18 protein-coding genes are annotated in these 21984 nt (G+C 39.3%); 4 read left to right on the top strand and 14 right to left on the bottom strand.

All coding sequences use genetic code 11. From position 1 onward, the window contains the following. Window positions 1-8: 8 nt before the first annotated feature. The 8 genes from HQK88_12770 to HQK88_12735 all read right to left on the bottom strand — a co-directional run bounded on the left by HQK88_12770 (window position 9) and on the right by HQK88_12735 (window position 9234). The gene (locus HQK88_12770) at window positions 9-761 is read right to left on the bottom strand and encodes a hypothetical protein (protein MBF0617674.1); all 753 of its coding nucleotides are present in this window, start codon (window positions 759-761) and stop codon (window positions 9-11) included. Next, complete coding sequence (locus HQK88_12765; protein MBF0617673.1) at window positions 762-1943, bottom strand: hypothetical protein; 1182 nt, start codon at window positions 1941-1943, stop codon at window positions 762-764. It abuts the gene before it with no gap. A 35-nt stretch (window positions 1944-1978) separates the two neighbouring features. Next, window positions 1979-3808 carry a radical SAM protein gene (locus HQK88_12760; GenBank protein MBF0617672.1) on the bottom strand — a complete coding sequence of 610 codons (1830 nt, stop codon included), beginning with the start codon at window positions 3806-3808 and terminating at the stop codon, window positions 1979-1981. 87 nt (window positions 3809-3895) lie between these two features. Further along, window positions 3896-4912, bottom strand: a complete 1017-nt coding sequence (locus HQK88_12755) for a radical SAM protein (GenBank protein MBF0617671.1) — start codon at window positions 4910-4912, stop codon at window positions 3896-3898. Between the two features lie 13 nt (window positions 4913-4925). Beyond that, complete coding sequence (locus HQK88_12750) at window positions 4926-5834, bottom strand: glycosyltransferase family 2 protein (GenBank protein ID MBF0617670.1); 909 nt, start codon at window positions 5832-5834, stop codon at window positions 4926-4928. A 4-nt stretch (window positions 5835-5838) separates the two neighbouring features. Beyond that, window positions 5839-6963, bottom strand: coding sequence for a DegT/DnrJ/EryC1/StrS aminotransferase family protein (locus HQK88_12745; protein ID MBF0617669.1), 1125 nt, complete (start codon window positions 6961-6963; stop codon window positions 5839-5841). After that, on the bottom strand, window positions 6960-7946 hold the full coding sequence (locus tag HQK88_12740; GenBank protein MBF0617668.1) for an NAD-dependent epimerase/dehydratase family protein: 987 nt from the start codon (window positions 7944-7946) through the stop codon (window positions 6960-6962). The genes HQK88_12745 and HQK88_12740 overlap by 4 nt, the downstream gene beginning before the upstream one ends. A gap of 184 nt (window positions 7947-8130) precedes the next feature. Continuing rightward, window positions 8131-9234: an NAD(P)/FAD-dependent oxidoreductase gene (locus HQK88_12735; protein MBF0617667.1), complete on the bottom strand. Its 1104-nt coding sequence runs from the start codon at window positions 9232-9234 to the stop codon at window positions 8131-8133. 194 nt (window positions 9235-9428) lie between these two features. Between HQK88_12735 and HQK88_12730 the strand changes: the two genes are divergently transcribed. The 3 genes from HQK88_12730 (at window position 9429) to HQK88_12720 (ending at window position 11470) form a co-directional block, all read left to right on the top strand. After that, on the top strand, window positions 9429-10346 hold the full coding sequence (locus tag HQK88_12730; protein MBF0617666.1) for a methionyl-tRNA formyltransferase: 918 nt from the start codon (window positions 9429-9431) through the stop codon (window positions 10344-10346). Between the two features lie 138 nt (window positions 10347-10484). Then, complete coding sequence (locus HQK88_12725; GenBank protein ID MBF0617665.1) at window positions 10485-11129, top strand: AAA family ATPase; 645 nt, start codon at window positions 10485-10487, stop codon at window positions 11127-11129. Between the two features lie 41 nt (window positions 11130-11170). Continuing rightward, the gene (locus HQK88_12720) at window positions 11171-11470 is read left to right on the top strand and encodes a hypothetical protein (protein ID MBF0617664.1); all 300 of its coding nucleotides are present in this window, start codon (window positions 11171-11173) and stop codon (window positions 11468-11470) included. Between the two features lie 72 nt (window positions 11471-11542). Here HQK88_12720 and HQK88_12715 read toward each other — a convergent pair whose 3' ends face one another. Further along, on the bottom strand, window positions 11543-12487 hold the full coding sequence (locus tag HQK88_12715; GenBank protein ID MBF0617663.1) for an FkbM family methyltransferase: 945 nt from the start codon (window positions 12485-12487) through the stop codon (window positions 11543-11545). A gap of 228 nt (window positions 12488-12715) precedes the next feature. On the opposite strand from HQK88_12715, the gene HQK88_12710 reads away from it, so the two are divergent. Further along, window positions 12716-14212, top strand: coding sequence for a B12-binding domain-containing radical SAM protein (locus tag HQK88_12710; GenBank protein MBF0617662.1), 1497 nt, complete (start codon window positions 12716-12718; stop codon window positions 14210-14212). 150 nt (window positions 14213-14362) lie between these two features. On the opposite strand, the gene HQK88_12705 is transcribed toward HQK88_12710, so the two are convergent. From HQK88_12705 to HQK88_12685, 5 genes are all read right to left on the bottom strand, one after another. Continuing rightward, window positions 14363-15028: a recombinase family protein gene (locus HQK88_12705; protein ID MBF0617661.1), complete on the bottom strand. Its 666-nt coding sequence runs from the start codon at window positions 15026-15028 to the stop codon at window positions 14363-14365. Window positions 15029-15344: 316 nt separating this feature from the next. Continuing rightward, window positions 15345-16619, bottom strand: coding sequence for a replication initiation protein (locus HQK88_12700; protein MBF0617660.1), 1275 nt, complete (start codon window positions 16617-16619; stop codon window positions 15345-15347). Window positions 16620-16995: 376 nt separating this feature from the next. Continuing rightward, window positions 16996-18129 (bottom strand): radical SAM protein, encoded by a 1134-nt coding sequence (locus tag HQK88_12695; protein ID MBF0617659.1) that lies wholly within the window; start codon window positions 18127-18129, stop codon window positions 16996-16998. Then, window positions 18126-19397: a DegT/DnrJ/EryC1/StrS aminotransferase family protein gene (locus tag HQK88_12690; GenBank protein ID MBF0617658.1), complete on the bottom strand. Its 1272-nt coding sequence runs from the start codon at window positions 19395-19397 to the stop codon at window positions 18126-18128. The genes HQK88_12695 and HQK88_12690 overlap by 4 nt, the downstream gene beginning before the upstream one ends. 111 nt (window positions 19398-19508) lie before the next feature. Continuing rightward, window positions 19509-21461 (bottom strand): hypothetical protein, encoded by a 1953-nt coding sequence (locus HQK88_12685; protein MBF0617657.1) that lies wholly within the window; start codon window positions 21459-21461, stop codon window positions 19509-19511. Window positions 21462-21984 lie beyond the last annotated feature (523 nt).

The raw sequence follows: 21984 nt of genomic DNA, 5'->3' as shown, positions 1-21984 counted from the left end.
CCTCTTCCTTATAGTTTATTTTGATATCTTATTTTGAACAACAAATACTCCTGCTCAAGTGCCCTGCTATAATAAACAATACCGTTAGTAACATCTATTACCGCCGAGGAAATAGTTTTAAAAGGAGCACTGCGCCATATTTCCCTCTGCCTTGCAGGCATAGACGGCTTCATCATTTCAAGTATGCCGGGAGTTGATTGCACCCCGGGAAGATGTTCATTGCCATATCTGAGGCGTCTGAAACTGCTCGGATAATCATCCTCTGCGGCCGGCCCGGCTTTCAATGACTGGAAATGATTTGTTACTGTCAGAGACTGCGTAACATCTCTTACAGAAATGTTGTCACGGTACATCTCCACATGGAACGCATTCTGTGGATCACAGACAAGAATGTTATACCCTCTGGATAATCGATGTGTGTCTGTCAGTGCATCCACCCACTGCCGTACCGTTTTAACCTCTGGCAACGTTTTTGAAACAACCTCCGTAGGAATAAAAAGAGCTCTGTTTTCAGCCTCATACAGACTGGCAGCTTCTCTTAGCTTGTTCTCATATATCAAAGATGTCCACTTAGGGGAGTTTACAGCAGTACTGACAAAGGCACACCCAAACATATTCAATCCCCAGCTATAGTAACTGTCGCCTTTAGTCCTGCAAGCTATAATACCGTTGTCTGTCAGTATCTCCTCATCAGTTTCAGTCTGTTTATCCCTGTTTTTGAACAACACCTTTAAGCCTTTATGATAACCAGTTGTACACATTTATGCGTTTCCTTTTTGTGCCGAAGCACATGAATGAGTTCTTTGCTCTAACTCTTTACGAAAGTCCATTTCTTCTCTTTGTGTGCGGCCCCTTATTATATCCGGCAATAGATAAGCAAACTCAATGTTTGGGGTTATGTTGCCATGATAACGAAGCAGATCCAGAGCCTGCATATCAAGCAATATGTCGGCATCTCTGGGTACCAACACACCGAAAAAGACAAAAGGAATAAACCTTCTGTGCACCTCCGAGTACAGAGAGCTTTTCATCATCTTCTGTGCTATGAGACTTACTCTGTAGATATAAAGCCACCGGAGTGCATCTATCGTACCACTTGAACCCAGCACGGTCAGGCCAGGCATCTGTGGCGACATGCCATCCGCATCAGCCCCTGTAATATGATAGTACGTATAAGGGGTATCGGTATCATAAATAACGACTGCTATGGATGCCGGTTTTATCCGGCTTTGTGTTTTTTCTGTAATCAGTTTTTTTATGTTTTTAGCCATTGCAGCAGCTATGTCGTTACACCTTACGGGGGCTAATATTATATTGTCCTTGAAGCGCTCTATTTTTGGCTTGCTTATGTCTGCCAAAATAAGACTTGACTCCAACTCCTGACGACTGATGTCCAGATCCCCAAAACACTCTATTCTCTCTTTAACCGTGTCAAAGTACTTTACCCTTACATCGTATGGATATGAGGTTATCTCATGGGGATCAACCAAAAAATCATCTACCTTTAACACCACATCTTCGTATCGCACCTTTAAAGAAAACGCCTGTGAAATTACCTTTGAGGCAACAACCACACAATAAAACAGGCCACTATCCAGCCATTTGCCAACATCCTCCATAATGGCTGCCTTTACATGGGGGGCAGTTCTCCAGTGATTTTCTATGTAGCTCTGTGCAATAACCTCCTGAAGTTGCCCAATGTTGTCGAATCTTACCGGCTCCGTAAACACCCCTGGAATAGTCAAAGAAGATATGGACGTCCCCTGAAAAAGACTATCCCCCTCCTGACAGCTATACCAGGCCTTTATCTCCTCCGTACGTATGCGGTTTCTGAACTCCTCATGAATCTCAGCTTTGTCTCCTGCATCAGAAAACAGGGAACAACCTTGCCCTGCTTTATTAAAAAGTCTTTTTAACCATTCCCTTTGAACGGGTTCATGCAAATAGCTCTCCGCTCCGGTTAAATAGGAGGATAGGGTCAAAGCTGGTTAACTCTCCTGCTCTGGTACTCCTTTCTCCTGTTTATAGCATCGGAGATAGACTTAATGTCCTCTTTTGTCCTCAAATGTTCACGTTTCAGAGGCTCTGGCAAAATTGACAGGTCTATCTCCTGACACTCTTCAAATGCACTCACATACCGCTCTGTTGCAAGCAGCAATTCTCTGATGTTGTCCTCTCCAAACCTAGAAAGAAACGTCCGCCCCCAGTCGTTTCCGTGTCTGTTGCACAGAATGCCGCGCACCTGGTCGGGAAACAGGCTTACAAAACCTATATCTGGCCGCTCTCTTATTATTTTTACCAGCAACCGCTGGGCCTCTTTGACCATTTCCTCTTTCCAGTTGCCGCCGTTTACCGTATAAGGCAGCCGAACCTCAAAACCCTCCGGTCTGCTGAACTCCAGGCCATAGGTGTTAGGATATGTCAGATTACCTTGAATTCTCGAGCCCTTTGTCAAGTCAAAAGTGGCAATGGTTAGGACGTGAATATCCTGATTTGCTATAATATAATCCGCAAGAGCGTCCCTTTGCTGCGCTGTCTCACCAGGGAAGCCTATCAGTACGAAAACAAAGTTCATTATTCCGGCCTTTGCCGTGGAGTTAAGAACTTTTGTTGTCTGAACAGGGGTTATCTTCTTATTCATATCTTTAAGAATCACAGGGTCTGTGGTCTCAAGTCCCCACATAAGTTTTCTGCAACCCCCACGGTACAGTTGAGCCATTAGTTCCTCGTCTTCAAACGCTTTTTCGAGGCGCACAAAGGTTTCCCACTGCACGTTGAGTCCCATGATCTCTATTTCTTTTGATAATTTTGTCAAAGTAGCAGGGGCCGAGGTGTCATCCATAAACTTAAAATACAATGCCTCTTTTCCGTATTTTTCGCCCGTATGCTGCCGGATAGCCAAAATGTCCTCAATCAAATGCTCCACTGACCGCTGCCTGAACCCCGCGTTGGAACCAAAAGGAATCGCACAAAACTCACACGTGCCATAACACCCTCTTGCCGTTTGAAGTGGGATCAACATCTCCGGAAACAGGTACTCATTATAATCTATGTCCTCAATATCAGGCCTTTGAAGGCTATCCAGATCAAAACCATATGAGTGTCTGTCTATAACCGCCCCTGATTGGTTCTTTACTATAACGTTGGTCATTTCTGCAGGTTGCTTATCAAGGAGAGTTTTATGAATGTCTGCCAGCGGCAATTCCCCGTCCCACAAAACCAGATAGTCCCAAAATCTGTCAAGCAGGCCACTTTCTGTCATAGTGTCATAACAGCGCGTTATTATTTGCCCGCCAAGGACTATTTTTGTATCTGGAAGCACATCTCTCACTATGTTTGCCAGCGTAAAGGCCGGTATTATCTGATCCTGAAAAATTATACCTATACCAACAATTTTAGGAGATAGCGGTTTTAATTCCTCAGAAACAAACTTCTTATAGTACTCAATGAAAGGGTTGGCCTCTTTGTCGCTTACACTTTTGATGACCTCCTCAAAAACCGTCCTGTTGTAGGCCATACCAACATTCCTAATATCTAAGGAAAAACCCCTGTATTTGGCGCTGCGGTCGTACAGGGCCTTCTCTATTTCGTTGTACAGGGCTAACATCCGGACAGGATTATCCATGTACTCAATGTCTTTTATGTGGCGAAAAGTATCCGACAAAAACCAATTAATGAATTTGATGTTGGTGTCATATACTTTCGTCTTGTATCCGTTTTGCTTTAGGAATCCTTTCAGAAAAATAATATTGCTCTGAGGATGTAACGGACTGCTTAGAGGTACATTGATTAAAACACTGTCAAACATGCTGTCCCTCCTGTTTTTCCGTCTTTTCCGCTAAAGTACGTCTCCACAGTAGTCTAATAAAACACCGTATGAAAAGGCAAGGCCTCTTTATATAAAAGCTCTTGTGTAGCGGGCACTTTTATAACAGAAGTCACACAAAGAGTCAAATGGAGGTGTGCTGTTATGGTTTTTTCTGAGGTCTAAGAAAGATTTAGTATTCCAGAAATTATCATCATATATGGTCTGAGGCATCTTATACGGCGGCACTACAGTGCTGCACGGCGTTATTACTCCCCCCTTTCTCACAAATACAACTGTATAGAAGTCGTAGCAAAACCGCCATCCGGCATTCTTACTTAGTGGAGCCGGAAACAATATATTAAACTCCCGTCCATATTTCGACTTTATCTCCTTCAGATACTGCAATACATCCTCATCCTCCTCGTAAATTGATAGATGGGAATGGGTTTTGTCTTTTGCTACAAAGTTTTGAAAACATATATTTTCCAGACCAAGGCCTTTTGCCATCTTTATAACCTCTTCCATAAATAAATACGACTCCCTTTCTTTCGTCACAATTCTGGATAGAGAGACCTCGATGCCTGGATTTGCTTTTCTTATCAGAGCGGCATTTTTCATCTGTTTTTCAATATAATTGTCATATAAACTTATCTGTATTGTTGTAAGAGAGGTTTTTTTAAACTCATCCAGCCGTTCATTGACAACAAGGCCGTTAGATGGAAACATGGTTAACTTTTGATGCCTTGTACATAATTCGATCATCTTGAACAAATCAGGATGCAAAAGAGGCTCCCCTCCAACAAACGACACTCTGAAGGTATCTATAAGGTTTCTATGGGTTACGATGCTTTCAAACTCCTCCAAAGACATCGTTTCCTGAAGATACTCTTTCTTGTTTATAGCAGTGCTAAAGCAGTGAGGGCATTTAATGTTACACTTATACGTAATATAAAAGCCTACGCTGATAGGATTGTAATTCAAATAGTATGGAAAAGAATTGGTGAAATAATGCGATGAATACTTCATTGCATTGATTATCTGTCCACTTGTAGGTTTCAAATTTAAAAAATGCCTGAACATCTTTATAAAAGATTTTATTGTCATCTGCTAAGTGTCTTCACCTTCGTCTTTTAATTAAGAGATCGGCCAGTATGCCAAAAAAGAAACACTGTAAACCGACAATTAAGGTTGCAAGGGAAAGGTTGTTTACTAAAAGAATTGGAAAATTCATTAAGTATTTTTCAAAAATAGTACTTGCTATAAAATATATAATAGAAAAAATAACCATAACAGAACCAATGGCTGTAAACAACTTCAGTGGACTACCGTAAATCATAATGCGCAAAATATTTATAAACACATAAAAAGGGTATCTTAAACTGACAAACGATCTGCCAGTTTTCCTTTCATAAAACACAACCGGAACCTCCGCATACTTCATAAACTTATTGCTAGCATCTATCAGTAGCTGCTGAGGCGGGTTGTAGCTTCCAAAGAGCTCAAACACTGCCAAATAACGTTTGCCGTAAGCCATAAGCCCAGTCTGTGCATCCGAAATACCATAAGGAGTCAGCTGATTCATAAGCCATGTAAAAAACATGTTTCCTAACCGTCTGATTATCGGCATCTTATAGTGAATTTTGCCGGCAAATCTCGATCCCCAGCATATATCGGCCTTACCAAACAGGATGGGCATAACTACTTTCTCTATATCAGCAGGGTCGTGCTGCAGATCTGCGTCGAGTTTAACTGCAACATCAGCCCCCATCTCATAAGCTGTCATCATAGCTATTCGAGTTGCCGCACCAAGTCCCATATTTGTGGGATGGGAAACCACCCTTACTCCTTTTGATTCTGCTATTTCCTCTGTTTTGTCAACAGAGCCATCGTTTACAACCAATATTTCAACAAAATAATTTTTCTCTGCAGTTACACTTTCAGGATACAGCTCACATACTTTATCTATGGCAAAGGCTATCGTTTCCTCCTCGTTATAAGCAGGAATAAAAACAACAACCTTATTCAAAGACTTATCCACCACTAAAATAGTCCTTTATCGCTCCAGCGATTGTATCAAGCTCTGCAACAGTCAACTGTGGAAACATGGGCAGGGTTACTATGCTTGAAGAGACAGCCTCAGTTACCGGAAGTTTGGCTTTACACATGTCTTTATATGCACTATGGAGATGTGCTGGAGGGTCAAAGTGCACTGAGGCTTCTATCTCCCGCTCTTTCAAATACCGCACAAGCCTATCCCTCATACCTATTCTTTTCACCTTTATAGTAAACATCTGATACACGTGCAGACGACCCGGTTTTTCCACAGGAAGGGATATCTCAGAAACGTCCTTTAATTTTTCCATAAGATATGCGCTGTGCTGCCTTCTTAAGGCGTTCATCCTGTCCAGTTTTTTCATCTGTTCCACGCCAAGAGCCGCCAAAATATTGCTTAACCTGAAATTATACCCGGGATAGCTGGCCTCCCTGTACCAAGCCCTGCCCTCTGAGACCCGCTCTGCAGTGGTTTTCTTTATCCCATGTCCAATGAGAGCCCGGACATGCTCAGCCAGTACATCATCATTTGTGGTAAACATCCCACCCTCGCCTGTTGTTATATTTTTTGTGGGAAAAAAGGAAAAACAGCCGATACCCCAGCTGCCACTCATTTTGCCCTCATAAGTGCCACCTATTGTTTCTGCCGAATCCTCTATCAGAACCAATTTATGCTTTTTGACAAATTCCGAAATTGTCTTCATATCACAGCACTGGCCGGCATAATGTACAACCATTAGTGCCTCTGTTTGCGGAGTAAGCGCATTTTCCAGCAAATACGGGTCAATGTTGCAGTCGTCATAGGAGATATCCACAAAAATAGGCCTTGCGCCTGCTGTGACCACGGCATTTGCCGAGGCAACAAAGGTAAAGGAGGGAAGCAGAACATCTCCCTTTATGTTATTTGCCGCTATGGCCAAAAACAGTGCCGATGTGCAGGAGTTCATTGCAATGGCGTGTTTTACACCTAAGTATGAAGCAAACAGAGTTTCAAATTCGGTGTTTTTAGGGCCATGAGTGAGCCACCCGCTTTTTAATACAGCCTCCACCGCCCGCAGCTCCTCATCCTCGATAAGCGCCCTGCAAAGCGAAATATGGCTCACTTACAATCCTCAAGCTCTCTCATAAAATCTATATAGTGATCCAGTCCATCCTCAAGACAATACATGGGAGAGTAACCGGTTAACTCCTGCGCTTTTTTTATAGAAAGAGCTCCCCTCTTAGGCCTGTAAACTATAAACGGCTTCGTTTGTATCTCAAGCTTCGGAAAATATTTTCTTAGAAGCTCGGCATACTCTAACAGGGAACGACCTTGCCCTCTGGTTATATTAAAGATTTGATTTTCTCCGCCCGGTGAAAATGTGGCCTTAACTATCCCCTGGGCAATGTCCTCGACATACGTGAAATCCAAAATGTTTTCCCCTCCGCCGTGAACGATGAGTTTTTCGCCTTTCATAGCGTTTTCGATAAACACCTGGCTTACCCGCCGGTTAACATCCGTGGGGCCATAGACAGCAGATGGCCTTATTATCGTGTATTTTATACCAAAGCGGCGGCTGTAGGTCTCTGTCAGAATTTCGCCGGCAAGTTTTGTCCCGCCATAGATATCTTTTGGGCTCTTAGGATGGTCCTCAGGGGCAGGAATCTCCTTAAAATCCCCATATACCATGCTTGACGATATATAGACAAATCTTTTAACAAAGTTATGCTCATTTATAGTGTCCAGAATGTTGACGGTAGCGTTTATTATGCTGCTTATTGCCTCCTGGGGATGGGTGTAGCTAAGGTCGGCTATCGGAAGTGCCGCCAGATGTATTATATACTGCGGCTTATAGAGGGACATTAACCTTCTTACGTCGTTTTTATCCCTGGTATCGCCGCGCTCAAATATTATCCTGCTTTTAGTGTCCTTAAACCTGTATTCAAGATACTTCTGATAGCTGCTTTCAAACGGGGAGATGTACTGTATGAAGGCATCCAGCACCACCGGCTGGTAGCCAAGCCCCAGGATCAACTTACACACGTAAGAGCCAATAAAACCAGCCCCTCCGGTTATTAAAACATTATTACACCCTTTATCATCCATTTTCTTGGTTGCTTTAATGAGCAAAATAATTATATTGCAATTTTATCTGTGAAGTCAAGGAGTTTTCACTTATTATATGTCGCACAAAAGATGTTTGATTGAATTTTTAAGGATTCAGCCGCTGATTTTCACAGATTGGTTTTTTTCATCTGCGTTTATATGGGCAATCTGCTGAAAAACACTCTTATACGTCCCTCACCATGGCGCTTACCATGCGGGCAATGGAGATACAGGCGGTAAGACCCGGGGACTCTATTCCTATCAAATTTATAAAACCCTCAAGTCCACGCAGATGTTCGTGGGTAATAATAAAATCTCCGCCCTTTAGTTTAGGGCGAACTCCTGCCATATCGGCAGCAAGAGCATCTCGCTTAAGGTTTTTAATGTATTTGCTTGCGCTTTCAAAAAACATCTGTCCCTTTCCTGCATCCACCCTGTAGTCAATTTCATCAACATCCTCGGTGTCGGGACCAAAGCGCAGTCTGCCAGCCATATCCACCGTTGCATGAATTCCCAATCCCTTAAGCTGTCTTTCAGGCAGCGGATATACCAGCATTCTACACGGCGGGGGGGTTCCAGAGTATGTAAAATACGAGCCTTTACAATAACTTAATCTGTACCCTGCCTCATCTACGTCAATGCCGGCCATGGAGGCCACACGATCTGAACTTAGCCCTGAGGCATTTATCACAATGTGCGAGAAAAACCTATAATCGCTGTCCTTTACACCTAAGATGTAGCCGCCGGGAGTTTTTTTTTCAATAAAATTGATTTCCGTATTAAATGAAAAAACAACACCTTTTGCGGCAGCCTCAGTGCTTAGACGACTCATCAGAGAGTGGGAATCAACAATGCCGGTGTCGGGGGAATGTATGGCGGCGGCAGCCTTAATGCATGGATCAATTTTAGCGGCTTCTGCTGCATCAATAAGCCGAAGGTTTTTAACACCGTTTTCATCTGTACCGTGTTTAAACAGCGACTCTAAGTCCTCTCGTTCCTCTTTAGTTACTGCCACTATCAGTTTCCCTGTCTTTAAGTGAGCCACGGAGTTTTTTTCACAGTACTCATACAAAAGCGCAGCCCCTTCAACACAGAGTTTAGCCTTAAGAGAGTTATTTTTGTAGTATATGCCACTATGGATAACCTCGCTGCTACGGCTGCTTGTCTCCTGCCCCTGCTTTCCGTGCCTTTCCACAAGCAAGATATCTGCGTGGTATTTAGACAACTCCGCAGCAATAGACAACCCTATGACCCCGCTGCCTATTATTGTTATCTTAACGCTGTCCATCGTTATTGTGCCTTAGGGTTATGTACTAAACAACACGTCATCGTACATCAATTTCATTATCATACCCAATCATTTTAATTTGTGCAAGGTGTTTATTTTTACTAAAGCACTATATAGGAGTTAAAGTGTATGATACTCTCCTTTTATCTGCAGTGTTTATATAACATTTACATTTGAGTTAAGATAAGATAGAGATGAATATTGCGTATTTCGGTAATGGCCTGCGTGGTGTTAAGTGCTTGTTGAGCCTGTGTGAGGCCGGTTTTAAGCCCGCAGCCGTGGTGGTTGAACCAAATAAAATGGGAAATGACTCCGTCTTTAGCACAGCTCAACAGTTGGGCATATCCACCTACGTACCACAGAACGTAAATAGTATAGAATTTATAAGCGATATGAGGTCATTGTCCTTAGATCTAATGATACTTTCCGGATACACAAAAATCCTCAAAAAAGATATCCTGGCAATTCCAACACGCGGGACAATAAACCTTCACGGTGGAAAGCTGCCGGAGTACCGCGGCGGTTCCCCAATAAACTGGCAAGTGATAAACGGTGAACTCTCAGGCGGTTGTGCCGTACTCTATGTTGATGAAGGAATAGACACGGGGGATATAATCGAGCAAAGACTGTATCCAATAGCTCCTGATGAAACAGCTGGAGAGATAATAAACAAAACGCTGGATATATTCCAGGAAATCCTCGTTAATGCCGTAACACAGATTGCCTCCAACACGGTTAGAGCACTAAAACAAGACCCGCAAGAGGGTACATACTACTGTAAACGCTACCCTGATGACGGCAGAATACTCTGGGACAGAATGAGCGCCTCAGATGTTCACAACCTTGTAAGGGGACTTAATGGAAAGGGCTTACCGGGAGCATTTACTTTCCTTAACGGCACAAAAATAGTCCTCTGGAAAACTGTATTATTGGAAAGAAAGATAGTCAGCGTCCCAGGAAACATCACGTTAAAACACTCAAACGGAGTTGTTGTTATGTGTAAAGACAGGTGTATCCTTATTACCGAAATAAAAAAAGACGGCTTTGACGATGTATTAAAAACATCTGAAATGCCTTTCAGTTTCTTTGCAAGGAAAACCTTTGACTCATAAAAAACTCCTCTGCATTTCCTGCGCTGGCCACAGCTCCACGCCAATAGTGTTTAAATATTATCTGTATCTCACCATGTTGACGCAATATATTATTATGATATATTATATATATCTAATAAATATCTTACGGATATACAGATGATAGTAACTATTGGCGGAATAAAGGGCGGTAGCGGTAAAACAACTGTCGCAACTAATTTAGCCATTATGCGCGCAACACATGGGCATGATGTGCTTTTAGTGGATGCTGATGATCAGGAGACTGCAACCGATTTTACCACCTTAAGGAATGAGAGACGGGATGGGGGTGCAGGATACACTTGCATTAAACTAACCGGAATTGCTGTGCGCAACGAGATTAAACGCTTACTTCATAAATATAACGACATTGTCATTGACACTGGAGGAAGGGACACCACAAGCCAAAGAGCTGCTCTAACTGTTGCAGATGTTTTACTTGTTCCTTTTGTCCCTCGATCTTTTGACGTTTGGACACTCGAAAAAGTTAGCGATTTGGTAGATGAAATCCGCTCTGTCAACTCAACTTTGAGAGCCTTTGCTTTTCTTAATCGTGCTGATTCACGAGGACAGGATAATAACGAGGCAAGAAGTGTATTACAAGAAAGTAACTCATTGCAATTTCTTGACACTCCACTTATGGCAAGAAAGGCGTTTAGTAATGCTGCCGCTCTTGGCCTTGCTGTTCCTGAGCTCCATCCTTCAGATGACAAAGCCATTGATGAAATTACGATATTGTTTAGATATCTTTATGATATAAAATAGATATAAAAATAAAATGTATATAATATTGTTTAGATATCTTTATGATATCATATATACAGAAAGGACTTGATATGGCCGTAACAAGTAAACCAAAACCAAAGCCATCTCTCAATGATGCAGCCGTAGAAAAGCTAATTGTAAAGGGTGGCACTGTACCAAATGACCATATAACAGATGGTGAAAAGTCTGTATCCGTACTTATACGTTTACCTGCCTCCATGTTATCTAATGTAGATGCATTAGTAAAAAATCGTAAGCCTATCAGAATAACAAGACAAACATGGTTACTTGAGGCTATCCATGAAAAAATTTTGCGAGAACAGAAAAAGACTCATAATTAATTTGCTGCTAAATGTCATATAACAATACTGCAGAATAGTACGGAATAGACATAGAAAAGAACTCCTCCGTCATTATTGCTGATAAAATGAGAATTTCATACCCTTATAGAATATTTTAGCGAAGATTGCATCCAATTCTTTTCTCTCGAAATACGGCAGGCGTACAAGATAATAAAACAATTTCTCGACTTGTTTCATTAAGTGTAAGAATATCGGATCCTCCATATATTTCTCAAAAGTCAACCCCAGCGAATCCACCGTATGTATAAGAATATCTAAAGCACAATCGGTAGCGTTGTTGAGCATATAAAAAATAGCGGTTCTTATGGTATTTGCCCGTATCTCATCGTCCGAATATAAAGAAGTATCCAGCAACAGTGATTTTTTCTTAGTCCAAACGGCATCGAAACCACCAACAATACCATACTTGTCGGGCAGAGTAAATTTACTTTTTTTAATTCCTCTACCTTCATAACCGATGTTTATTAATTCAAAACCAAACGTTAGCAGCAGATGGTTAATGTCCCAGACAAAGGCCTGCCCTTTGTAAAAAGGACGAATGCGGGTCTCCGCTCTGATTCCGATTATATCCTTTTTAAGATGCCCTGTAGCGCCTTTTAAAATCTCAAGTTCCGTTCCTTCAGTATCGAGTTTCATAAAATGAATGTCATTAGTTAAAAACTCGTCCAGGGCAACGCATTCTATCTCTGTAACTGAAACTACGGACGATTCCTCCTTCATATAGTCCAGAGAGTCAACTACAGCTTTATCAACATCGAGGAAACTTGTTAAACCAGGATGCCGCGTCATGTTCATTTTATTAATCGAGTTGCTGCTGTAAAGACCGAGGTTATAGACATTAATATTTTTGAACCGTTTATATTTTTCCGATAATCTTTGAGCTTCCGGCTTATCAATTTCAAACAGATAAAAGTCAGCACAATCCTTAAGTTCATCGAGGCTTGGATGTATTCCGTATCTTGCCCCGGCATCTACGATATTTAAACTAATCCCCATTCATGCGTCCTTTGTAATCGTCTTTATTTATAGCGCTCCACAGAGTCGGTATAGTGTCTGCTTTACCTGCTATTGCCAGTATAGCAACTGCAAAGTCTCTACGTCAACTTGTTTGTTACTTACAGTACAATGAAGTATTGCTGATTTGCAGTTGAAATATTATTTTAAATTGTTGCCTTTTTGTTGTATAATCAAGCCTGTGGAGCAGAGTTTGATTAAGAGGCGTAAATGAAGAAAGTACTTCTGATCTATCCCGAGCTTGGCTTTGTAGGCTCCTATGTTATCAACGTACCCATAAGTCTCGTATATGTAGCCTCGAAGGTCTCTGAAATGCCGGATATAGAGATAGAGATTTTGGACTGCAGGATAGAACATAACTGGAAGGAAATACTTTTAAAGAAAATCGAGTTTGAGGACATTTTCCTTGTAGGTATTTCCGTAATGAGTGGAATACCTGTTGCTGGGGCTTATGCAATATCGAAAATAGTAAAAGGTGTTAAAAATATACAAGTTGTATGGGGGGGGCCTTATCCCACTGTCCTGCCCGAGGAGACATTAAAACTTGATGTAGTTGACTTCTGTATTCGTGGTTTTGGCTCTGAGTCGTTTGCAAAACTGGTTGAGACGCTCATTGCAGGCTCAGACAATCTACATAGCATAGATGGCCTGTGTTTCAAAAAAAACAACGAATTAGTTATAGGGCAGATAAACAATACGTTTGAGTTCATGGACTATAAAAAACTACCTTATAAATTGGTAGAGCCGTTTCTGGAGGAGTATTTTAAGAGCAATAAGAAACGAGTGTTTCCAATTTATACCAGTTGCGGATGTCCGTACAACTGCGCCTTTTGCATCTCCCCTGTGTGGTACAAAGACAACAAACAGAAATGGGTTCCTTATTCCGCCACCGATGTTGTAAACCACATCGAGCACCTTGTTAAAAATTATAAGGTTAACTTCATATATTTCTACGATGATGATACCTTTGTGGATGTAAGCCATTTTTCCTCTATAGCAAAAGAGATGCTTAAGAGAAAGCTTAAAGTGGAAATAGGCGTAAGAGGTATAAGGGTAAATGAGGTAAAAAAGATGTCGGATGTTGATTTTAAATTACTTGAGGAGGTAGGGGTACGTTACATTCATATCGGAGTTGAAAGCGGTTCACAAAAGATACTAAATCTTATGAAAAAAGGAATTACTGTTGAACAATCTCTGGAAATCAACAGAATGCTTGCAAAATATCCACGGCTGACTCCTATGTATAACATCCTATGCGGCATCCCTACTGAAACGATAGATGACCTGAAAGAAACCGCTCTTTTTATGAAGCGCCTTTCCGAGGAAAATCCTAATTGTGTTATCTTCAGTCCTGGCAGGTTTATTCCTTATCCAGGCTCAAAACTATACGATCTGGCCATAGAGCACGGGTTTAAACCGCCCTCGACACCCGCACAGTGGAGTAACCTTGACCAGGAGTCAAGGATATTTATGCCGTGGTACACAGAAGATTATGACAATTATATTAGTATGCTTTCTATGGCCGCATATACAATAAGTAACTGGGAATCATACTTAGAAAATTACAGCCTAAAAATCAGATTCATTTATAAAGTAACAAAATCACTTTATAAGCCTGTTATTTCTTTTAGAATTAACAGACAGTTTCCAGGTTTTCTTCTTGAGTACCACATTTTTAATCTACTAAAAAAATTTATTGCCGTATAGGGTAAATCTGTCATATGTTTTAGAGCACAGATCCTTGAATTCAGTACGGTTACGGGCATTTTTAACATCCGAGATTATTGTACTTTTAGAAGCCCTAAAGCTGGAGGCGGAAAACAGCTGTAAACCCTGATTAATAAATGGAGTAGGCAACTAACCTGGCCTTAATGGGATTTTATGCTTTTTCATCCATTTATAAAGGTTATTAAGAGAAGTTTTGTATCTTTTAGCGATAAATGATTTAGTGCTCCCATTGTTTAACAAAGCTTCGATTTCAGGCTTAAACCCATCGAGCCTAGACGTACCAGTTCCTTTAGGGCGTCCTATCAACCTTCCTTTCTCTCTTGCAGCATAAAGCCCTTGTTTTGTCCTTTCAGATATTAAATCCCTTTCAATTTCAGCAAACAAGGCGAACATCGTAATCATAGTCTTCGTCTGAATGTCCTGTTTGCCATTTATTTGGATGGATTCCTTAACAGCAAGAAACTTGACGTTTGTCTTAATAAGTGCATCAATGATTTGAATTATTTGCCCAACACTCCGTCCCAACCGTGATAATTCTGTGACTATCAGAAAATCTCCTTCTTGTAAATACTCAAGGAGTTTGTCAATTTTTCTATCTTTAGTTGATTTGCGAGAAGACACTTCAACTTCAAAGAATTCATCAATCTTGAAGTTGTGTTTGTGGGCATATTCATGAAGTTCCAATTTTTGATTATTGAGGTCTTGCTGGCCTGTAGATACTCGCAGGTACGCAACTGTTTTATTTCTAAATTGTGGTTGAGTTCCTTTATCGTTTTTGCTTTGACTATCTTCCATTATAGTAGTTATTCCTAAAAAGCCAATATAGTATTTATAGTGTACACAATATTATAGTATAAGTCAATCTGTTTCGGTTAAAACAAGTTCAACCTATAAACGAGCAAATTCAGGATAAATATCTTTATGAGCAGCCATATCAAAATATTCGCCATAAGGAGGCCCATGCTTTCGATAATCCTCATGGTGGGATGCCCCTGTTCTGAGAAATAGAACCAGCACTTAAGAAACCGGAGCCAAACTGTATCTCAGCTTAAGGTGATTTCAGACTTGACACTGTTTATTGAATATTTCCTTTCCCTCTGATTTCCTAAGCTCATTCGTGTATTAATTTTTCTCTCATAAAATGATATAAATCTATTTTTATTCTTGTCTTTATTATGTCATAGCTCATGTCCGGTTGATATTTATTATTATAATTATAGGGATTATTTATTTTTAGCCATTTTGGAAATTCCTCCTCTATTTCTGATTTATCTTCTGGTGTAAGATTTTCAATAGCTTCGTAAATTTGTTCTTTGATGCGGATTTCTTTATCGTGTTTTTCTTTTTCTTTACGTTTGGTCTCTGCTTGTCTTTTCAGTTCTGCATGTTCTTTCTCTTTACTTTCAATGTCAAATAAGCTCTGTTGTGGTTGCCATCCTTCTTGTAAGGCTTTCCATGTGATTGCTCCTAAGTGGACATTAATATTTTCCTTTTTCTTTTTTTCATAGTAACCAGAACAGTAATTTAGCAATCCCTCTATATACTCTTTATCCATTTGTGGCAAAATACGTATTACGACATCATGAGCTTGCTCACGAGATAATTGGTAATATTTCTGCAATTTATCAAAAAGATTTTTCTCATAATATTCTAATTTGAATATGGTCTTTTCTATAGGATCGGCAGACACTTGCTTACCATTTCTGATCACCTTTTCATTTTTGATAATTAAAAACTCTATTTCAGTTACTTTCCGGGCAAGTTTAATCTCTCTAAACTCAAAACTAATGTCAGTTTGGACTTTAAGCTCTTTTTGAGCAACAGTTATAACCCTTTCCTTAAAGTGACTATATAACGGATATTCATTGCCCAACCCTAACATTTTTTTAAATTCGGATATTTTGAAAATCCGTGTACCAATTTTTTCATATTGCTTTAACAACTCGTAAATTCTAATAGAATATGAGCTTTTTAATTGAATGACATTTTGTAGCCGGTAACTTAAAAATCGTTCCTTCAGTCCTAAGAGATACGGTTTTAATTTTGGTGAAAATTCCAGTTCAACATAACCTTTCCCATCAAAATACTGTGCCGATGAAAACCACGCTATCTGCAATAATCCAGCCGGTTCTTTTATTTGTAAAACTTTTTCCATGAGCCTATAGGTTATTTCTTGCACCTCAGCATAAGTTCCCTTATGTTCAATCCCCAACATGTCCATAAATTCAGTTATCTTTAACGTATAAATTTTAAAGTCCTCATCGTCTGGCTCTATCTTAGATATTAGCCACAGAATTAATTTTTGTTCATTCACTGTTAATTTATAGCGGGCTTCAACAAGTCTGTTAGATTTTGTTATAAGGTTCTTATCATAGCTCTCGGACATAATAAATTATATACTACTATCCCTATGCAATGTCAAGAGGGATAATTAGGTACGGATATGGGATAGTTAGGTACGGATATGGGATAGTTAGGTACGGATATGGGATAGTTAGGTACGGATATGGGATAGTTAGGTACGGATATGGGATAGTTCAACCACTTAAACCTTGTATCCATGCAGGTTTACATCAACCGAAAACATTTAAAACAATAAAAACACTTAAAACAATAAAAACCAATGAGAACAATTATTATTTTTTTGTAAAGTACAAAGATTAAAAACTAAATTTAAAGATACGTGTTTGTTGTAGAAAAACCCATACTATTCATAATGCCCATCTGTCAATTTTATCCGAGGTTCTGATAACCGGCTTACTCTACTTGTGTTTTTTAAAGACCGGAATTCTGTTAAATAGAGGGATGTTATGTATAAGTTGATTGAAAGAGGCGTCCTGGGTCCAACAGATACAGTTGTTTTTATGTAAACGTATTTCCTCGCGTTGTCTGAACATTTCTCTGCTGTTCCATATTTCCATAATTGTGGAATCTTTAATATTACCGATTGGGGGGTACTTTGGGTTAGCAAGGCAGTGAACTACATCGCCGTTTGGCATAATCATCATCCTGAAAAACGGAGACCAGCATTGAATTTCAAGAAGCCTTTCACGGTCGAAGTAATATGTTGGAATTTGCCTGAAATAATAACTGTTAAAATCAGGATGGTTTTTTATTAGTTCATTTATATAATGTTGAAGTTGCGGCCTGTCTTCAGGTTGAAACATGAAAGAGGTTATCCCTTCTTCTGCTTTGCTGTGAGGGCTGTTTTCATGGTAACCGGTTACTATAGGTTGGAGTGACTGAGTGTCTGTGAAGGCTTTTAGATCATCGAGGATAACATTTATTTTAGGAATATTTTTTTTATTTAATATCGTTGTGGCTTTTATTAATGGAACAGAGTTTTCCCGTTTACTTCTGATGTATTGTATACCATCCAGCAATTTTTCATAGAGGCCGGGAAAACCCCTGAAATTATCATGTTCCTCTGCAGTGCTGCTATCGATGCTGACAACAACAAGCTCTACCTTGCTTTGTAGTATCTCGTCAGCTTTTTCTCTGAGAAGCAAGCCGTTTGTAACAATATAGGTCTTGACGCCATAGGAATGTAACACTTTGATTACATCAAAGAGATAGTGGCACATCAACACCTCACCGCCGCTGAAGCCTACGACAAATGTACCTGCTTTGCCTATTTCATGGGCTGTTTTAATTAACTTCTCGTATGGGACAGATTCCTGACAACTATGTTTTACCTTATGGGTGGCACAAAATTTACAATAGGCATTGCAATCAAACGTTGTAATCCATGTCAGTAAGGGTGGGGCCTTTGGAGAGGCAATATTGAAAAGCCTTGTATAAAGAACATTAATAAAAGATGCAAAACCAAACCTAACAGCCGTTATATCTATATCGAAGGGGAAAACTTTTTTTAAAAAATCCTGCCCTTTTCTCATCTGTTATCGTTATTGGAGCCGTTTATTGCCTGATATTTTTTTATTGCCTGAGCTATTCTTTCTGTCTGTGCCTTTGAAAGGACGCTGTACATCGGGACGAAAACAGTTTTTTGTTTTAATTCCCTTGCATTATCGCTGTTGAATTTGAAGTGTGAAAATACCTTTTCCTCACAAAGAAGGCTAAGGAGAAACTTTGAACTGTCTATTGCAGTCTTAGCTAGAAACGCTCTGAATTCATTGGGAGAGTTAACGATAACTGGAAACAACCAGAATGAATTCTCGCTGTCTTTTACCAGTGCAGGGACGGCAACGTTACGGTCCGAAACTATATTATCATATAAATATAGGGCATTTTCTTTTCTTTTCCTCTCCCTTTTATCAAGAGTTTTCAACTGGCTTAAACCAGTTATTGCCTGCTGCCATGTGTATTGGACAAGAAATTCATCCGGTATTTTATCTCTTAAGAACACCTGTTTATTTGATTTCTGATATTTTGAAAAATAATCAGCCACGGGCAGTGTCCACCTCATAAGGGGAAATACCACGGCACTGAACAATGGATTGCTGATCACTATTTTTAATACAACGTTTTTAATTGCTTCATTAACTAAAAGTTGTTTCGGAGGCGGTTTCAGTGATTTTACATCTTGTCGTATGTCCGATAGTAGTGTTTCATTGCGGCTGATAAGCATTCCTCCAAATAAAGTGGTTACGGATTTAAATAAGCTTAAGCTAAAAATAGCCGCCACCCCGAATGTTCCTAGCCTCTGTCCTTTATAGTAAGAATCCAACGCCTGTGAGCAATCCTCAATAAACGGCAGTTTGTACTTTTGTGATATTTCCACGATTCTTTCCATATCGGGCACATATCCCGATAAGTATGTCATCAGAAAGAGCACACTGTTTTTTGTAATCTTTCTTTCCAAATCGTCGCAGTCCACGTTATATGAGTTATGCGCAAGGTCAACCACCACCGGTTTGAAACCGGCAAGCGCAATTATATTTATAAAGTCGGCAACATGGATTGCAGAAATCAATACCTCACCGTTTGGTTTAAGCCCCATGTTTTTCAATAAATAATATAACGCCATCCTTGCCCTGCTTGTGGCAACACCTCTGGGCAAACCGTAGCGCTCTGCAAATTTAGTTTCAAATCCAGACACTATTTTTTGGGCGTCTTCCTCCGGAATGTCCCTCGATAGATTCCTGAATATATTAAAGAGATCTGCTGCCGGAAGCGTTGGCATTATTCTTGGAATAGCTTTCAATCCTGCCCCCTGTGTTTTTGTCGTAGCACTTTGTCTATATTATATCATTTTTCGGTTTTAATTCAACCATGGCATGTGGTGGCTATATGAAAATGACACGGTTTACTATAATTACCTTTTTTTAAAAATCTCTTCTCTTATCTTATTGTAGTAGAGCCATCTTATGTATTTAGGAGTCTTTTTACTCTCAAGTATGGAGGCATACACTTTTGCAAAGCCATCGGTATTAGCGATATCTTCAGGGGCTTTTAACTTAAGTAAAAATAGTTGGTCACGATTAGCTACAATTGTGAAATTTTCACGTATGCTCTCGGCGCTAAAAACTGGAGCGAAGCCGGAGAGCAAAATGAGAGGATTATGTAAATTAACAAGGATATAGTTAATGCCAAGGGTTTTAAGTATTTTGACAGCACTCCCTGTGCTGCCGAACAATACTGTATCATGGTATTTATATTGATTGAAGGTATAGACATATTCACCGAAAATAAAATTATTTCGCGGAGATACATAAATTCCCATCATATTAGCAGTTAATACCAGTATCTTGTTGCCTGAACCTATTTTATTATACACCCATGATTCGACGTTAGGTATATTGTTTTCATATTTATAGCTTAATTCAAAAACTCTGTTGTAAAAGTCTTCATAGCTGAGTTTACCAATGCAGTATAGTATTCCATACTTAAAAGGATATTGGAAAATGTAAATAATAGGGGATGAATATAATAATAGAATCATTGCTATAAAAAGTGACAACATTGTTTGCTTAATTTTTTCGGTGCTTTTTAACACATACATGCTGAGGTGGTATATAGAGTAAAATATCCATATTTGAATTACGGCTCTTGTAAATATTAAAGATATGAAGAGAAATCTTTCTATTGAATCCTCCAGCGGATGTGACACCTTGATTGCAAAAAGTGCAAAAAGGAGCAGTAAGTTTGAATATATTATGACTTGCTTGTAAGGTTCTGTTTGTTTTCTTTTTGCGGAAAATAAATAAATGCTTATAACCAGGAGCAAAAGGTATAAATAGAACGGAATTTTCGATGTCTCGTAAATAATATATTTTATAAAAGACAGTATTTTGTTTGCATATAAAAATTCTTTGAGCATTTTCGTGTGGGCCGGCGTATTAGGAGTATCATCGGATGGTGTTGTGACAGTATAATCGGTAGCTGCCATTGACAGAATTGACGGGCTTATCCATGTCTTGATTTTCTCATCATTTCTAAGTATAGAATATAAAATCCTTGGATTAAAATCCGTAACTCCCGATGTAATATTATTATACGCAAGTACTGCTGCATAGCAAAAACATATCATCATTATAGAAAACAATATATATTTAATTTGAAGATATTTTTTGAAAAATACCGATAACATTAGCTGAATTCCAATAATAAAAACCACTAACGGAAATGACATGGGTAACATAATAACAACGGCTAAACCACTAATGGTATAAACGAAAAAAAACTTCTTTAAGTCGTGTAACGATACTGTGTACATAAACGTTGAGATGTACATAATAAACATGAAATAGGCATTTACCATAATGTGAGGTTTTTGGGAATCGTAGTCGTTGCTTATCCAGTAGGAGGACAGGAAAATTATCAGTCCAAGCAGCGTCCATAAAATATAGTCTTTTCCTATAAAACGTTTAATTAAGAGAAATAGCATTAACAGAGTCATTATGTAGAAATAGAAGGTTATTAATGGAATAGTTTGAATATCAGCCAAAATGGCTATTAAATAAATTAGTCCTGTTCCCTTGGCATTAAAAAACATTGTAAAATAATTATTTAAAACTATGCCGTGATTATTTATGACACTGAGAAAATATCTAAGATAAAGATTGACCGGACCAGGGTCGTAAGATGGTTGAATCCCAAAGGCAAAAAATAGGTATATAAGTCTGTAAGATATAAGAGCAAGCAATAAATAAGACAATATCCGGCTTTGTGGCATTATTTCCAAACGGATGTGGGTAACTACACGCTTTAATAATCCAGATGTGGAATTCCTGAAATTTCCGTAAGAGATAAAATAGACGGGTGTCATTAATACTAAAAGTATAGATATGTAATATAGTTTTAAAATCCCTAAAATAAACATTATAATTGATAAAACAGAAGCTCCTGTAATAGATGCTATAACAAAAGTATTAAGGTAGCCAAGCTTCAGCTTGTCAGATAAACAGCTTTTTCCTGTGAAGTAAAAAAACCAACCTATATATAATATGAATAGGACCCGTAAGAAACAAAACAATGTATATATAAAACCAGCTTTGTCATAATAGTTATTAAATAAGTCAACATATTTAAAAGTTGCTGTTATCAACAAAAAAATCCCCGTAAAAACGGCGCTTTGTGTTTTCTCTGTGTTTTTTATGAAAGTATTGAACTTTGAAAGGCCTTTATGAAACATTGCGTAGTATATAAAATTTTTGTTTTTCTGTCAAAGAGTCAAAGGTTTGCTGACAGATGTGTAAAGTAGTTGTTTTTTAAGAATGTTTTTTGGCAGGAAACTTTCCCAATGCCGCCAGGTACCGTGATGGAGTCTATTTCACAGGCAGGTAGGCAGC

It is taken from the genome of Nitrospirota bacterium (genome assembly GCA_015233895.1).
GTDB lineage: Bacteria > Nitrospirota > Thermodesulfovibrionia > Thermodesulfovibrionales > Magnetobacteriaceae > Magnetomonas.
This window is presented reverse-complemented; position numbering and strand designations above follow the sequence as displayed.

Coding starts and splice junctions, on each gene's coding strand:
- HQK88_12770 (MBF0617674.1), bottom strand. CDS start 761: ATGTGTACAACTGGTTATCATAAAGGCTTAAAGGTGTTGTTCAAAAAC.
- HQK88_12760 (MBF0617672.1), bottom strand. CDS start 3,808: ATGTTTGACAGTGTTTTAATCAATGTACCTCTAAGCAGTCCGTTACAT.
- HQK88_12755 (MBF0617671.1), bottom strand. CDS start 4,912: ATGACAATAAAATCTTTTATAAAGATGTTCAGGCATTTTTTAAATTTG.
- HQK88_12740 (MBF0617668.1), bottom strand. CDS start 7,946: ATGGATGATAAAGGGTGTAATAATGTTTTAATAACCGGAGGGGCTGGT.
- HQK88_12735 (MBF0617667.1), bottom strand. CDS start 9,234: ATGGACAGCGTTAAGATAACAATAATAGGCAGCGGGGTCATAGGGTTG.
- HQK88_12730 (MBF0617666.1), top strand. CDS start 9,429: ATGAATATTGCGTATTTCGGTAATGGCCTGCGTGGTGTTAAGTGCTTG.
- HQK88_12725 (MBF0617665.1), top strand. CDS start 10,485: ATGATAGTAACTATTGGCGGAATAAAGGGCGGTAGCGGTAAAACAACT.
- HQK88_12720 (MBF0617664.1), top strand. CDS start 11,171: ATGATATCATATATACAGAAAGGACTTGATATGGCCGTAACAAGTAAA.
- HQK88_12715 (MBF0617663.1), bottom strand. CDS start 12,487: ATGGGGATTAGTTTAAATATCGTAGATGCCGGGGCAAGATACGGAATA.
- HQK88_12710 (MBF0617662.1), top strand. CDS start 12,716: ATGAAGAAAGTACTTCTGATCTATCCCGAGCTTGGCTTTGTAGGCTCC.
- HQK88_12705 (MBF0617661.1), bottom strand. CDS start 15,028: ATGGAAGATAGTCAAAGCAAAAACGATAAAGGAACTCAACCACAATTT.
- HQK88_12700 (MBF0617660.1), bottom strand. CDS start 16,619: ATGTCCGAGAGCTATGATAAGAACCTTATAACAAAATCTAACAGACTT.
- HQK88_12695 (MBF0617659.1), bottom strand. CDS start 18,129: ATGAGAAAAGGGCAGGATTTTTTAAAAAAAGTTTTCCCCTTCGATATA.
- HQK88_12685 (MBF0617657.1), bottom strand. CDS start 21,461: ATGACACCCGTCTATTTTATCTCTTACGGAAATTTCAGGAATTCCACA.